Origin of the sequence: Janibacter sp. CX7 (assembly GCF_024362365.1) — a bacterium.
Lineage (GTDB): Bacteria > Actinomycetota > Actinomycetes > Actinomycetales > Dermatophilaceae > Janibacter.
The window spans coordinates 478516-492522 of record NZ_CP101464.1 but is presented as its reverse complement, the minus strand read 5'-3'; the positions used below and the strand labels follow the sequence as shown (position 1 = coordinate 492522).

The 14007-nt window shown below is 73.4% G+C and carries 12 protein-coding genes; 2 read left to right on the top strand and 10 right to left on the bottom strand.

The window, feature by feature from the left end; all coding sequences use genetic code 11:
- Positions 1–72: 72 nt before the first annotated feature.
- Positions 73–2550 (bottom strand): aminopeptidase N, encoded by a 2478-nt coding sequence (gene pepN, locus NMQ01_RS02455; RefSeq protein WP_255185305.1) that lies wholly within the window; start codon positions 2548–2550, stop codon positions 73–75.
- Between the two features lie 135 nt (positions 2551–2685).
- Between pepN and NMQ01_RS02450 the strand changes: the two genes are divergently transcribed.
- A complete protein-coding gene (locus NMQ01_RS02450; protein ID WP_255185304.1) occupies positions 2686–5004 on the top strand; it encodes a molybdopterin cofactor-binding domain-containing protein in 2319 nt (772 codons plus the stop codon).
- Positions 5005–5014: 10 nt separating this feature from the next.
- Complete coding sequence (locus NMQ01_RS02445; protein WP_255185303.1) at positions 5015–5491, top strand: (2Fe-2S)-binding protein; 477 nt, start codon at positions 5015–5017, stop codon at positions 5489–5491.
- 12 nt (positions 5492–5503) lie between these two features.
- On the opposite strand, the gene htpX is transcribed toward NMQ01_RS02445, so the two are convergent.
- The 9 genes from htpX to NMQ01_RS02400 are packed head-to-tail and all read right to left on the bottom strand — an operon-like array spanning position 5504 to position 14007.
- Entirely contained in the window at positions 5504–6358 is an 855-nt protein-coding gene (gene htpX / locus NMQ01_RS02440) for a zinc metalloprotease HtpX (RefSeq protein WP_255185302.1), read from the bottom strand.
- Between the two features lie 24 nt (positions 6359–6382).
- Positions 6383–7879, bottom strand: a complete 1497-nt coding sequence (locus tag NMQ01_RS02435; protein WP_255185301.1) for a proton-conducting transporter membrane subunit — start codon at positions 7877–7879, stop codon at positions 6383–6385.
- On the bottom strand, positions 7876–9366 hold the full coding sequence (locus NMQ01_RS02430; RefSeq protein ID WP_255185300.1) for a NuoM family protein: 1491 nt from the start codon (positions 9364–9366) through the stop codon (positions 7876–7878). The genes NMQ01_RS02435 and NMQ01_RS02430 overlap by 4 nt, the downstream gene beginning before the upstream one ends.
- Entirely contained in the window at positions 9363–11207 is a 1845-nt protein-coding gene (locus NMQ01_RS02425) for an NADH-quinone oxidoreductase subunit L (RefSeq protein WP_255185299.1), read from the bottom strand. Before NMQ01_RS02425 ends, NMQ01_RS02430 begins: the two co-directional genes overlap by 4 nt.
- Positions 11207–11506: an NADH-quinone oxidoreductase subunit NuoK gene (gene nuoK / locus NMQ01_RS02420; RefSeq protein WP_255185298.1), complete on the bottom strand. Its 300-nt coding sequence runs from the start codon at positions 11504–11506 to the stop codon at positions 11207–11209. The genes NMQ01_RS02425 and nuoK overlap by 1 nt, the downstream gene beginning before the upstream one ends.
- Positions 11503–12009 (bottom strand): NADH-quinone oxidoreductase subunit J, encoded by a 507-nt coding sequence (locus NMQ01_RS02415; RefSeq protein WP_255185297.1) that lies wholly within the window; start codon positions 12007–12009, stop codon positions 11503–11505. Before NMQ01_RS02415 ends, nuoK begins: the two co-directional genes overlap by 4 nt.
- Positions 12006–12533: an NADH-quinone oxidoreductase subunit I gene (locus tag NMQ01_RS02410; RefSeq protein WP_255185296.1), complete on the bottom strand. Its 528-nt coding sequence runs from the start codon at positions 12531–12533 to the stop codon at positions 12006–12008. The genes NMQ01_RS02415 and NMQ01_RS02410 overlap by 4 nt, the downstream gene beginning before the upstream one ends.
- Complete coding sequence (locus tag NMQ01_RS02405) at positions 12530–13486, bottom strand: complex I subunit 1 family protein (RefSeq protein WP_255185295.1); 957 nt, start codon at positions 13484–13486, stop codon at positions 12530–12532. Before NMQ01_RS02405 ends, NMQ01_RS02410 begins: the two co-directional genes overlap by 4 nt.
- Complete coding sequence (locus NMQ01_RS02400) at positions 13483–14007, bottom strand: NADH-quinone oxidoreductase subunit C (RefSeq protein WP_255185294.1); 525 nt, start codon at positions 14005–14007, stop codon at positions 13483–13485. Before NMQ01_RS02400 ends, NMQ01_RS02405 begins: the two co-directional genes overlap by 4 nt.

The following is a 14007-nucleotide window of genomic DNA, read 5'->3' as shown; positions in this document are numbered from 1 at the left end:
CGCATTTCCTTGAGGTCGTGCGCACCCGGGTTCGCATGTCCTTGAGGTCGTGCGCACCCTGGCCGCATTTGCCTAAGGTCGTGCGGCGGGGAAGGCGCGGCGTGAGGCCAGGGCCTCCTCGAGCTCGGACTGCGCGTCGACGATCGAGCGCCGCACGCCCTGGTCGATGTCGGTGCGCGCCAGCGTCGCCCGCGACAGCTCGAGGGTCTCGTCGCTGACGAAGCGCGACGGGTAGGTCATCGCCGCCACGCGGGCGAGGGCGTCCTCGCCGAGCCACTCCCGCATCGGCGGGACGTCGGCGAAGTAGCGCTCGACGTAGGGCTCGACGAGCGAGCGGTCGGCCGGCCCCCAGAAGCCGGCGGCGATCGCGACGAGCTCGTGGTTGCTGCGCTCCCGGTTGGTCGTCAGGTCGGCCCAGGCCGCGGCCTTGCCCTCCTCGGTGGGGATCGCGGCGCGAGCGGTGAGTGCGCCGAGCTGCCCCGACATCGTGCGGTCCTGCGCCAGGGCCTCGTCGACCTCGGCCGCGCCGACGAGACCACGGCGGGTCAGCTGCCCGATGAGGATCCAGCGGAAGTCGGCATCACCCTCGAGCCCGGCCGGCAGGTCCCGGCCCTGCGACCACGGCACGAGCCGACCCTCGACGTCGTCGCTCGTGCGGGCGACGAGGCGCGCGGCGTGCAGCGCGAGCGAGGAGCCCGGCTCGGCCGCCGCGAGCACCTGCTCGCCGACCGCGGCCAGACGCGCCCGCGCGGCGTCCTGCTCCTCCTGCGGCAGCAGGACCCGGATAACGCGGTTGGTCAGGTGCAGGCCGGCGCGGGAGAAGATCGAGTCGTTGGTCTCGGTGACCAGGGCCGCCTCGCCGAGGTCGACGAGCAGGCGCGGGTCGACCTGGGCGAGCGCGACGCCGTCGCGCAGGCCGACCCAGATGACGGCTCGCGCCTGGGCATCGGTCATCGCCGGCAGCTCGGTGCGCAGTGCGGCGAGCGACTGCTCGTCGAGCAGCGGGGTGGCCCAGGTGCGGTCGCCGGCATTGGGCAGCACGAGCGGGGCGGCGAGGTCGACGCCCTCGAGCGGGGCCGAGTCGGCGTCGAGGGTCAGGGTCGTGCGGGAGGTCTCGGCGCCCTGGGCATAGGTCGCGACGTCTACGGCGTGTGGCCGCTGCGCGGGGTGCCCCGCGGGTGCCTGCCGCGTGACCGTGCCGGCCGCCCGGTCCACGGCGATGGTGTCGACGCCGGAGGTCTCGAGCCAGGCGGCGCTCCACGCCGCGAGGTCCTGCCCGCTCGCGCGGGACATCGCCGCGAGGAAGGCCGCGAGCGTGCCGTTGCCGAAGGAGTGCGCGGTCAGGTAGTCGCGGATCCCCTCGAGGAAGGCCTCGTCGCCGATGAACTCGATGAGCTGACGGATGACGGCCGCGCCCTTGGCGTAGGAGATGCCGTCGAAGTTGGCCAGGGCCGACTTCGCGTCGGGCGCGGGCGAGCCGGCGACCGGGTGGGTCGAGGGCGAGCGCTCGGCGCCGTAGCCCCACGACTTGCGCGACATCGTCGAGTCGACCCAGGCCTCGGTGTACTCCGTGGCCTCGACGAGGCAGCGGTGGGCCATGTACTCGGCGAAGGACTCGTTGAGCCACAGGTCGTCCCACCACCGGGGGCTGACGAGGTCGCCGAACCACATGTGCGCCATCTCGTGGCTGATCGTGTTGGCCCGGGTGAGCATCTCGTCGCGGCCCACCGCCCCGCGGTAGAGGTAGGCATCGCGCAAGACGACGCACCCCGGGTTCTCCATCGCGCCGGCGTTGAACTCCGGGACGAAGACCTGGTCGTAGTCGTCGAAGGGATAGCGGATGCCGAAGATCGAGTGGAAGTAGTCGAAGCTGCGTCGGGTCACCTCGAGCATCTCGGGCGCGTGCTCCTCGAGCTGCTGGCGAAGGGAGCGCCGCGCCCAGAGCCCGAGCTTGATGCCGTCGTGCTCGTCGGTCACGGACACGTAGGGTCCGGCGCACAGCGCGACGAAGTAGGTCGACAGCGGCTGGGTCTGGGCGAGGTGCCACACCCCGCCGTCGGCGATCTGGCCGGAGCCGTTGCCGATGACGTGCCACTCCTGCGGCGCCTTGACGCACACCGCGTAGGGCGCCTTGACGTCGGGCTGGTCGATGCACGCGAAGACCGCCGGGGCGGCATCGAGGAAGAGGTGGCTGAAGACGTAGTCCTCCCCGTCGGCGGGGTCGGTCGCCCGGTGCAGCCCCTCGCCGTCGTGGCTGTAGGCCATCGTCGCCTCGACCTCGACGACGTGGTCTCCCGCCGTCACCGTCAGGGGCAGCCGCCCCTCGTCGAGGGTCGTCACGTCGATCTCGGCGCCGTCGAGGCTCGCGCGGTGCAGGGTCCGCGGCTTGACGTCGACGAAGGTCGTGCCGTCACCGCTCGCCGTGAGGTGGATGCGGGTCACCGACCCGAAGGTCTGCGGCCCACGGTCGAGATCGAGCTCGACCTCCATGAGCGACACGGTGAGCAGGTCTGCGCGGGCGACGGCTTCGTCGCGGGTCAGGGAAGGCACACCGGCATCCTGTCACCCCCTTCGTCCGAAGGGGGTGAGCCACATCGTGGACGTCGGTGGCTCTCCGGTCGCGAGACCCCACCGACAGGTGTCTACTGCTCGGTAGCGACAGCGCCGTCGACCATGGGAGACATCGTGACCGAACCTCAGCCCAGCATCGAGAGCACCTCGTCGGGCCCGAGCCGTCGTGCCTTCATGGGCTACGTCATCGCCGGGGCCACGCTCGTCACCGGGGCCGAGATGAGCCTGGGTGCACCGACCGCGGAGGCGGTCGTGCCCACCCCGCCGCAGCCGGCGGAGATCCTCGATCTCAACGACCTGCTCACCCTCGCCGCGGCCCCGACGGCCGCCCTCATCACGGTGACGATCGGCACCGACGGACGCGCCTCCTTCGCCCTGCCGCGGGCCGAGGTGGGCCAGGGCATCGTCACCTCCACCGCGATGATCATCGCCGAGGAGCTCGACCTGCCCGTCGACCGCGTCGACGTCACCCTGGCGCCGGCCCGACCGGAGCTGCTCTTCAACCAGCTGACCGGCGGGTCCAACACGACGATCTCGACCTACACGCCGATCCGAGTCGCCGCCGCGCTGGCCCGACAACAGCTGCTCAAGGCCGCCGCGACCGTCCTCGGGACCACGGTCGACGCGCTGACCATCAAGGCGGGTGTCATCACCGACGCCGTGGGCAATGCGCTCACCTTCGGCGAGCTGTCGTCCAAGGCGGCGGCCACCACGACCACCCGGGCCTCGGTGACCCTCAAGGACGCCTCCGATCGCACCGTCGTCGGCACCCCGCAGGGGCGGACCGACGCCCGGGACGCGGTGACCGGCGCGAAGACCTTCGCCATGGACGTCAAGGTCCCCGACGCCCTGCCGACGATGGTCTGCCGACCGCCGACGCACAACGGACGCCCCGTCGCGCTGCGCAATGCCGCCGACATCGAGGCCATGCCGGGCGTCACCGACGTCGTCAAGGTCGCCACCGGCATCGCGGTGCGCGCCCGGACCTTCGGCCAGTGCATCGACGCGATCCAGCAGATGGACGTCGAGTGGGAAGGGGGCCGCCTCGCCGGCGCCACCGACGCCTCCGTGCTCGAGGGCGTGAAGAAGGCCGAGCTGCCCATGCTCACCCCCAAGGTGTCGCTGCTCGCCAAGAAGATCGACGCTTCCTTCACCTTCCGCTTCCGCAGCAACTCCTCGCTCGAGCCCAACTGCGCGATCGCCGACGTGCGCTCCGACTCGGCGACGATCTGGGGCTCGCTGAAGTCGCCCGTCGTCGCCCAGGAGAACATCGCGCTGGAGCTCGGCCTGCCGGTGTCGAAGGTCAAGGTCCACGTCACCCAGGGCGGGGGCTCCTTCGGGCGCAAGCTCTTCCACGACGCGGCCCTCGAGGCCGCCCGCATCTCGAAGGCGATGGGCAAGCCGGTGCGCCTCATGTGGCACCGCGCCGACGAGCCCCGGCAGGGCCGGCTGCACCCGATGGCGACCTCTCGTGTCCGGGCGGCCTACCTCGGCGGCGAGGTCCTCTCCTTCGAGCAGAAGCACACGAGCGTCACGACCGACTTCGGCCACGGCCTCGGCGACATCATCACCAACCACGCGGCCAAGCTGCCCGTCGGCCAGATGACCTTCGCGCAGACGATCTTCGCCCTGACCCAGGAGGTGCCCTACAACTTCGGGGCCGTGAGCCAGACGCTCACCGAGACCGACGACCGCTTCAACACCGGCAGCATGCGCCAGATCTACTCCCCCGACGTGCGCTGCGCCAACGAGCTCGTCATCGACGAGCTGGCCCGGCGGATGCGGATGGACCCCGTCGCCTTCCGCCGGAAGTTCCTGCGGGACAAGCGCACCCGGGCCGTGCTCGACAAGGCCGCCGAGGTCGGCGAGTGGGGCCGCTCCCTGCCCGACGGCGTCGCCCAGGGCATCGCGGTCCACAAGGAGTACAAGGGCGCGACCGCCTGCCTCGTCGAGATCGACTGCCGCCCCGAGACGGTGAACCGCACGGTCCGCGATGCCGTCACCGGGCCGCGGGTCACCAAGGTCGTCTTCGCCGTCGACGCCGGCCTGGTCATCAACCCCACGGGCCTCGAGGCCCAGATGCTCGGTGGCGTCATGGACGGCATCGGCCTGGCCCTGACGACGAGCTGCCACCTCGAGGAGGGCCACTTCCTCGAGGCCAGCTGGGACAACTACTTCTACACGCGGCAGTGGAACGTCCCACCCGAGATCACCGTCGAGATCATGCCGTCGGACTCGCAGCAGCCCGGCGGCGCGGGCGAGGCGGGCGTCGCGTCGAGCTTCGCCGCGATCGCCTGCGCCTACGCGCGCGCCACGGGCCGCATGCCGACCGAGTTCCCCATCAACCACCCCGACCCGATCAGCTTCGAGGTCAAGAGCTTCGTCCCATCCGTCCCGCAGTCGCCGACCGACGGCCTCGACCACACCCGCTGAGGAGCGCGCCATGTCCAGCCACACCTTCGTCCTCAACGGCGAAAAGGTCACCGTCGACGTCGAGCCGGGCGTGCGCCTGCTCTGGGTCCTGCGCGACGTCCTCGGGGTCACCGGCCCCAAGTACGGGTGCGGGATCAACGTCTGCAAGGCCTGCACGAGCCACATCAACGGCAAGGCCTTCAACCCCTGCGCCGTGCCCGTCGACCAGATCAAGGAGACCGACGAGGTCACGACGATCGAGGGTCTCGCCGACACCGTCGACGGCGACCTGCACCCCATGCAGGAGGCCTGGATCGAGCACGACGTCGCGCAGTGCGGCTACTGCCAGCCGGGCCAGATCATGGCCGCGGTCGCGCTCGTGCGCAAGGTGCAGCGCGAGGGCCGCGCGATCACCGAGGCCGACCTCGACACGATCCGCAATGTCTGCCGCTGCGGGACCTATCCACGCATCCGCGACGCGATCAAGGACGGCGCCCAGCGCATGTGATGCACCCGGGGGTCACCGCAGGTGGTGGCCCCCGGCCATGCCCTCGAGGCGCGCGATCCGCTGGTCCATCGGCGGGTGGGTCGAGAAGAGCTTGCCCACGTCGCGGGCGCTGAAGGGGTTGGCGATCATCATGTGACTCGCGTTCTGCAGCTGCGGCGTCGGCTCGAGCGGCGCGCGCTGCACGCCGCCCTCGAGCTTGCGCAGGGCCGAGGCCAGAGCGAGCGGGTCACCGGTGAGCCTGGCGCCGTCCTCGTCGGCGTCGTACTCACGGGTGCGCGAGATCGACATCTGGATGACCATCGCGGCGATGGGCGCGAGCAGCGCGACCGCGATGCCGGCGATGGGATTGCGGTCGCGGTCGCCGCCGAACCACAGGGCCATCGAGGCGACGGAGGAGATGACTCCGGCGATCGCCCCGGCGACCGAGCCGGTGAGGATGTCGCGGTTGTAGACGTGCATGAGCTCGTGGCCGAGCACTCCGCGCAGCTCGCGCTCGTCGAGCAGTTGGAGGATTCCCTCGGTGCAGCACACGGCGGCGTGCTGGGGGTTGCGCCCGGTGGCGAAGGCATTGGGCGCGGCGGTCGGGCTGACGTAGAGCCGCGGCATCGGCTGCCCGGCGCGCTGGCTGAGCTCCTCGACGATGCGGTACATCTGCGGGAACTGCTGCGGATCGGCGGGCTGGGCACGCATCGCCCGGATCGCGAGCTTGTCGGAGTTCCAGTAGCTGTAGGCGGTCGTGGCCAGGCCGATGAGGGCGAAGATCCACACGTAGCGCGCACCGGCGAGGGCGTAGCCGACGAGGATGAGCAACGCGAAGATCGAGCCGAAGAGGCCGGCGGTCTTCAGACCGTTGTAGTGGTTGTGCATGTCATCCCCAACGCTCGCAGGGGGTCACGGCGTTCCCGTCCCCAGCAGCAGGACGGGCACGAGGGTGGCGGCGAGCAGCACGACCCCGGTGACGACGGCGACGACGGTCGCGGTCCGATCGGTCCGCTCGGGCGGCCGGTGCTCGTCGCCGGGCTGCAGCACGAGCGCCACCCAGCGCAGGTAGACGGCCAGGCCGATGACCGCGGCGACGACGGCCGGCAGAGCCACCCACCACAGGCCCTCGGTGGCGAGGGGGCGCAGCGCCATGACCTTGGCGAGCAGGCCGGCGACGCCCGGCGGCAGGCCGGCCATCGTGAGCAGCGCGAGGGTGAGGACGGCGGCGTGCACGGGCCGGCGGCGCAGCAGCCCGCGGTCGTCGTCGAGGCGTCGCGGACCGTCGACCGACAAGGCGGCGACGACGGCCAGGGCGGCGACGACCGCGACGACGTAGACGGCGAGGTAGCCGACGGCGGCGAAGGTGTCGCCGGCAACGAGCGGGGCGAGGATCCAGCCGCCCTGGGTGACCCCGGACCAGGCGATGAGGCGAAGGGGGTCGCTCGCCCCGAGCGCGAGCACCGCACCCCCGATCATGGAGACGACGGCGAGCACGCCGAAGGCCGGGGTCGCGGCCGCGCGCACGCTGGCTGCACCGTCGGTGACGGCGACGAGCCCACCGACGGCGGCGACAGTCGAGACGCCCGCGAGGAGCATCGCCACCTCGAGCCCGGCGCGGGGATAGGTCGCCGGCGCCCAGGCGTGGAAGGGCACGAGCGAGAGCTTGAAGCCGACGGCCGCGAGGAGCAGGACGACCGCGAGGGTCAGCACGGCGCGGGTCTCCCCCGTCTGACCGGCCGCCCACGAGGCGACCCCGCTCAGGCGCAGGCTCCCGGTCGCGGTGACCCACAGCCCGGCGCCGACGACCGCCACGGCGAAGCTCGCGACGGACGTCGTCACCAGCTGCATCGCCCCGCTGTCGCGCCCGCCGCGCAGGACCGCGAGCGCGACGATGGGCAGCGTGGCCAGCTCGAGGCCGACGAGCCAGGTGCCGAGGTCGTGCGCGACCGAGACGGTGCACGCGCCGGTGACGGTCGCCAGGAGCAACGCGGCCTCGACGACGCCGTCGGGGCGGTGGGTCGTGCCGTCCTCGAGCGAGGGCACGCCACGCTGCCGGGCGAGCAGGACGAGCACGGCGAGACCGGCCGCGCCGGCGAGCGCCTGGAGCAGTGCACCCGACTGGCTCACCCGCAGCAGGCACTCGCTCGCCTGCGTGCCCGGCGGCGGGGTGAGGCTCATGGCAGGGTCCCCGGGCCGGCACAGGGTCGTGACCTCGCCGCCCCCGGAGGCCTGTACGCGCAGGGCGAGAGCGGTACCGAGCGAGACGAGGAGCGCGAGGGCCGCCAGCAGGATCGCGGGCAGGCGACGTCGCGGGGCGAGGGCGTCGACCGCGAGGACGAGCACGGCCCCGACGGCGGGGGCGAGGACGGGCGCGGCGACGGCCACGTCGATCTGCGGGGCGCTCATCGGGTCACCACCGCGGCGAGGGCCGGGTCGGTCACGGCGAGGACGAGCCCCGGCGCGACGCCGAGGGCGACGACCGCGAGGGCGAGGACGGCACCGGGCACGAGATCGGTGACGGGCAGCTCCGCGCGCCGCTCGGCCGGCGTCGGGGCGTCCGGCGCCCCGCTGCCCTCGCCGAGCCAGACGAGCCGGGCGACGCGCAGGGAGTATGCGGCGGCGAGGGCCGCACCGACGGCCGCGACGACCGCGCACCCGACGAAGAGCGGCCCAGGGCGGCCGTCGGCGGGCGAGAGCGCGGCGACGACGGCCATGATCTCGCCCCAGAAGCCGGCGAGGCCGGGCAGCCCCAGCCCGGCGGCCAGGCCGGTGACGAGGAGCAGCCCGGTGACCGGCGCCTCCTCGCGAAGGGGGGTCCGCGCCGTGTCGAGGAGGTCGTCGCCCCAGCGGTGCTTGAGCCCGCCGACCACGAGGAAGAGCAGTGCGGAGATGACGCCGTGCGCGAGGTTGGCGTAGAGCGCGGCGGCGACACCGGTGTCGGTGCCCGAGGCGAGCGCCAGGGCGACGAAGCCCATGTGCGCGATGGACGACCAGGCGATGAGCCGCTTGAGCTCGCGCTCGACGAGGCAGACGAGCCCGCCCCAGATGATGCCGATGGCGCCGCAGACGGCGAGCACTGGCGCGACCCGGGCGAAGCCCTCGGGCACGGCAGCCAGGGGGAGCCGCACGAGGCCGTAGGTGCCCATCTTGAGCAGCACGGCGGCGAGCACCATCGAGCCGGCGGTCGGTGCCGTCGTGTGCGCCATGGGCAGCCACGAGTGCAGCGGCCACACGGGCACCTTGATCGCGAGGCCGAGGGTGAGCAGCACGGCGACGGCCACCTGCACGCCGGTCGACAGACCCCGGCCGTGGGCGGCGCCGAGCGTGCCGAGGTCACCGGTGCCCGACTGGGAGACGAGCAGCAGCACCCCGAGGAGCAGGAGCGTCGAGCCGAGCCCGGTGTAGAGGACGAAGCGGGCGCCGGCCTCGCGGCGGGCCACCGGGTCGCGGTCGTCGCCGAAGCGGGTGATGAGCACCCACATCGGCACGAGCACGAGCTCGAAGGCGACGACGAAGAGCAGTGCGTCGCGCGCCGCGAAGGTGCCGATCGCCCCGCCGAGGGTGATGAGCAGGGTGCCGACGAAGGTCGCGGCGCTGCCCCCGCGCGGCGCGTCACCGAGGGCGGTCGTGCAGGCCGCAGCGGTGACGACGGCGGCGAGGAGGGCGAGCGGCCCGCTGATGCCGTCGAGCCCGAGGTGGATGCGCAGGTCGAGGGCGGGCAGCCAGGCGATGTCGACGACGGCGTGACTGCTCCAGGCGACGACGACGAGGGCCGCGGTGACGAGGGCGCCGGCCAGACCGATGCGGGCGGCGAGCCGGGCGCTCATCTCCGTGCCGGCGCCGAGCAGGACGGCACCGAGGAGCAGCGGCAGGACGCAGGCGAGGCCGATCACGAGTCCCCCAGCAGGACGAGGGCGGTGACGACGGCGACGAGCAGCAGGCCCCCACCGAGCAGGGCGAGGCCGTTGGCCGGCCGGGCGCGACGGTGGGCCTCGGTGCCGACACCGCTCGCGCCGAGCACGCCCCAGGCGGCGGCGCGCACATAGGTGTCGACGACGCCGCGGTCGAGGAAGGCGACGAGCCCGGCGAGAGCGGTGACCGGCCGGGCGACGACCGCGCGCTGGGCCCGGTCGGCCCCGAGGCCGGCGCCGACGAGGCCACCGAGGCGGCCGGTGACGAGCCGCTGCTGCCACCCGGAGGCGTGGAGCAGCCAGCCGAGCGCGATGCCGGCGACGACGAGCACGAGGACGACGGCGAAGAGCGCGAGCGGGACGTGCCCGGCGTCGGGCAGCCGGGGCCCGAGGGCCAAGCCACCGAGGATGCTGGCGGCGGTGAGCACGAGCAGGATCCCGGCCACCGCGGTCGGCATGACCGCCCGGTCGCGCACCCGGCCCTCGTCGCCGAGGGCGACGACGAGCAGGGCGCGGGTGGCGTAGGCCGCGGTGACGACCGTCGTCGCGAGCAGAGCGACGAGCACGATCGCGGCGACCGGGCCGCGGCTGCCGACGTCGCTCCCGACGGCGGCGATGACGTGCTCCTTGGTCAGGCCGCCGAGGACGAGCGGGATGCCCGCGAGGGAGACGAGACCGGCAGCCCACGCGGCGAGCCCGACGGGGTGGGCCCGTCCGCTGCCGACGAGGGCACGCGCGGCGGTCGAGCCACGCGTCGTGGCGAGCCAGCCGACGGTGAGGAAGAGCAGCGCCTTGAAGATCGCGTGGCCATAGAGGTGCCCGAGGGCGGCGCCGGCCGTCGGGCCGCTGCCGGCGGCCGCGAGCGGCGCGAGCATGACGCCCACCTGGCTGATCGTCGACCACGCGAGCAGCCGCTTGAGGTCGGGCTCGACGAGCGCGCACAGGGCGGCGAGCAGCATCGTCGCGGCGACCGAGAGGCCGAGGAGCGCCCGGGCCGGGTCGGAGCGCAGCAGCAGCGGGAGCAGCTGGGTCAGCACGACGGTGCCGGCGGCGACCATCGTCGCCGCGTGGATGAGTGCGGAGGCGGGGGTGGGGCCCTCCATGGCGTCGAGCAGCCAGTGGTGGAAGGGGATCTGCGCGGACTTGCCGAGCACCCCGACGACGACGAGGACGAGGGCGATCGAGCGGGCGGTCGGGTCGGCCGCGGCGGAGGTCCAGTGGTCGATGACGTCGGCGCGGGCGGTCGTGCCGGCGCCCGCGACGAGCACGGCGGTGCCGAGCAGCAGCCCGATGTCGGCGACCCGCGTGACCATGAAGGCCGCGTGGGCGGCCCGCCGCGGCCGCTCGCGACGCGACCAGTGGCCGATGAGCAGGTAGGAGCACCAGCCCATCACCTCCCAGCCGACGACCGTGAGGAGCAGGTCGGCGGAGAGGACGACGAGCACCATCGCGGCGCTGAAGAGGGCGACGGTCGCGTGGAAGGCGCCGCGCCGGTCGTCGTCGGCGAGGTACCACGCGGCATAGGCCTGCACGAGCGCGGTGACGAGGGCGACGACGAGGACGAGGAAGGCGCTCGTCGCCGACAGGCCCAGACCCAGCGGGAGGTCGGTGCCGCCCATGACGAGGCCCGGTCCGGTGGCGTGCTCCTCGGCGAAGGGGGCGCCCCGCACCCCCGCGGGTGCGCCGGCGAGCGCGATGACGGACAGCACGAGCGTGCCCACGCCTCCGGCGACGCCGGTGAGGGCGGACAGCGGCCCGCTGCGTCCGACGAGGAAGGTGAGCACCGCTGCGGCCAGGGGCAGCACGACGAGGGACCAGGCCATCACTCGGCGTCCTGCGCGAGGTCGATGTGGCCGCGCCGGCGGTAGGCGGCGACGATGACGGCGAGGGCGAGGACGACCTCGGCGGCGGCGATGGTGATGACGAAGAGGGCGAGGACCTGGCCCGACCAGGTCGCGTCGTTGCCCAGGGCCCCGGCGGTGACGAGCAGCAACCCACCACCGGCGAGGACGAGCTCGGCGCCGACGAGGACGAGCACGGCATGGCGCCGGGCGAGGATGCCGTAGACACCGAGCGCGACGAGGACGCTCGCGAGCAGGTAGGGACCGGCGCTGTGGATCATCGGCGCTCCCGGTCGGTCGTCAGTCCGGCGACGGCGAAGGCCCCGACGAGCGCCGCGAGCAGCAGCAGCGAGAGCAGCTCGAAGGGCCACACCCAGGTCGAGAAGATCTGCCGGGCGAGCTCGTCGGTGCCGCCGGGGCGGACCTGCGTGGGCACCGCGATCGGCAGCAGCACCGCGACGAGCAGGCCGCCGGTGCCGGCGCCGACGAGCGCGGCGAGCAGCCGGTGGGCACGGCTCGTCGAGTGCTCGGTGCGCGGCCCGATCGGGGCCCGGGTGAGCATGAGCGCGACGATGACGAGCACGACGACGGCGCCGACGTAGACGAGCACCTGGACGAGGGCGACGAGCTCGGCGCCGAGGACGAGGTAGCAGCCGGCGAGCCCGAGGAGGGCGACGACGAGCCACAGCGCGGCGTGGACCACCTGACGGGTCGTCACGGCCAGGGCCGCGGCCGCCGCCGTGATGAGACCGGTCGCGGCGAAGGCGAGGTCGAGGCCCGTCATCGGCGCCCCTTGCGCGCCGGCTTGTTGGCGGCGCTCACCTCGGGGGCCTCGGCGGCGGCGGGGTCGAGCTCCGGCGGGGCCGGGACGTCGGCGGCCCACTGGCCGAGGCGCTCCTTGTCGTGGAGCAGGTCGCGGATGTCGGTCTCGGCGTACTCGAACTGCGGGCTCCAGAAGAGCGCGTCGAAGGGGCAGACCTCGATGCAGATGCCGCAGTACATGCACAGCGAAAAATCGATGTCGAAGCGGTCGAGGACATTGCGCTGGCGGGCGCGCCCCCCTTCGCTCGCCGGGGGGACCTCCTCCTTGTGCGAGTCGATGTGGATGCACCAGTCGGGGCACTCCCGGGCGCAGAGCATGCACGAGGTGCAGTTGCTCTCGACGAGCGCGATGACCCCGCGGGAGCGTGCCGGCAGCTCCGGCGCGACGTCGGGGTACTCCGCGGTGTGGGGCGGCCGCATCATCTGGCGGGCGGTCGTCGCCATGCCCTTGACGAGCCCGGGGACGAAGCTGCGGTCGGTGCTCATGCGGTCATCACCACTCCCACGGCGGTCAGGGCGAGCTGGGCCAGGGCCAGCGGGACGAGGACGGTCCACGCGAGCCGCTGCAGCTGGTCCTCGCGCAGCCGCGGCCACGACACCCGCATCCAGATGATGAGCAGGACGACGAGGCCGCCCTTGAGCAGGGTCCACAGCCAGCCGAGGTGGTCGGCGAAGGGGCCCTGCCAGCCGCCGAGCCACAGGATCCCGAAGAGCAGCCCCATGACGACCATGCCGGCGTACTCGGCGAGCATGAAGAAGGCGAAGCGCAGCCCCGTGTACTCCGTCCACGGGCCCATGACGACCTCGCTGTCGGCGATGGGTGCGTCGAAGGGGGGTCGCTGCAGCTCCGCGGTCGCGGCCACGAGGAAGACGATCGCGCCGGGCAGCTGCCACAGCAGCCACCACGGGGACCAGGCCTCGACGACGCCGGCGAGCGAGAGCGTGCCCGCCGCCATGGCCACCGAGGCGACGGCCAGGACGAGCGGCAGCTCGTAGGCGAGCAGCTGTGCGGCAGAGCGCATCCCGCCCACGAGGGCGTACTTGTTGGCGCTGGCCCAGCCGGCCATGAGGGTGCCGAGCACCCCGACCCCGGTCACGGCGAGCACGAGGAGGACGCTGCCCGGCACCTGAGCGGCGGCGACCCCGGGGTGGATCGGCAGCAGGGCCATGGCGATGACATAGGGCACGAGCGCCACGGCCGGCGCGAGGCGGAAGACGCCGCGGTCGGCGGCGGCCGGCGTGATGTCCTCCTTCTGGACGAACTTCACCCCGTCGGCGACGAGCTGGGCCCAGCCGTGGAACCCGCCGGCGTACATCGGGCCGAGCCGGCCCTGCATGTGCGCCATGACCTTGTGCTCCGTCTGGCCGGCGACGAGCGGGAGCACGAGCACCGCGGCGAGGGAGGCGAGCGAGCGCAGGGTGATCTCGAGCAGGCTCATCCCTGCCCCCACTCCGGGCCGGGCACACCGGGCGCGGTGACGCGGCGGCGGCTCGGCGACTTGCTCGAGTGCCCCTCCCCCGGCTCCTTGCCGCCGGGCCAGGGGCGGGTCGCCCGCGAGGCGAGGACGAAGGACTTGCGCAGCGGCGTGCCCTCGAAGCCGTCGGGCAGGAGCAGCGGCCGCAGCCCGAGGCCGGTGCCGTCGACGAAGCCGGTGAAGTCCTGGCCGAACATCTCGTGCGTCTCGCGCTCGTGCCACGCGGCGCCGGCGAAGATGCCGGTGATGCTGTGCAGGCTGTCGCCGAGCGGGACCCGGGTGCGCAGGAGCGCGGTGCGCTGGTCGCGCTCGGGCGTCGGGCGCGGGTCGACGAGGTGGCAGACGATGTCGAGACCGGGGTGCTCCTCGCGGTCGGTCTCGTCGACGGCGCTCAGCCAGTCGAAGAAGGTGTAGCCGCGGTCCACGGCGTCGCGCACGGCGCGCAACCACTCCAGCGGGCTGACGGTGAGGTCCTCCTGGGGCAC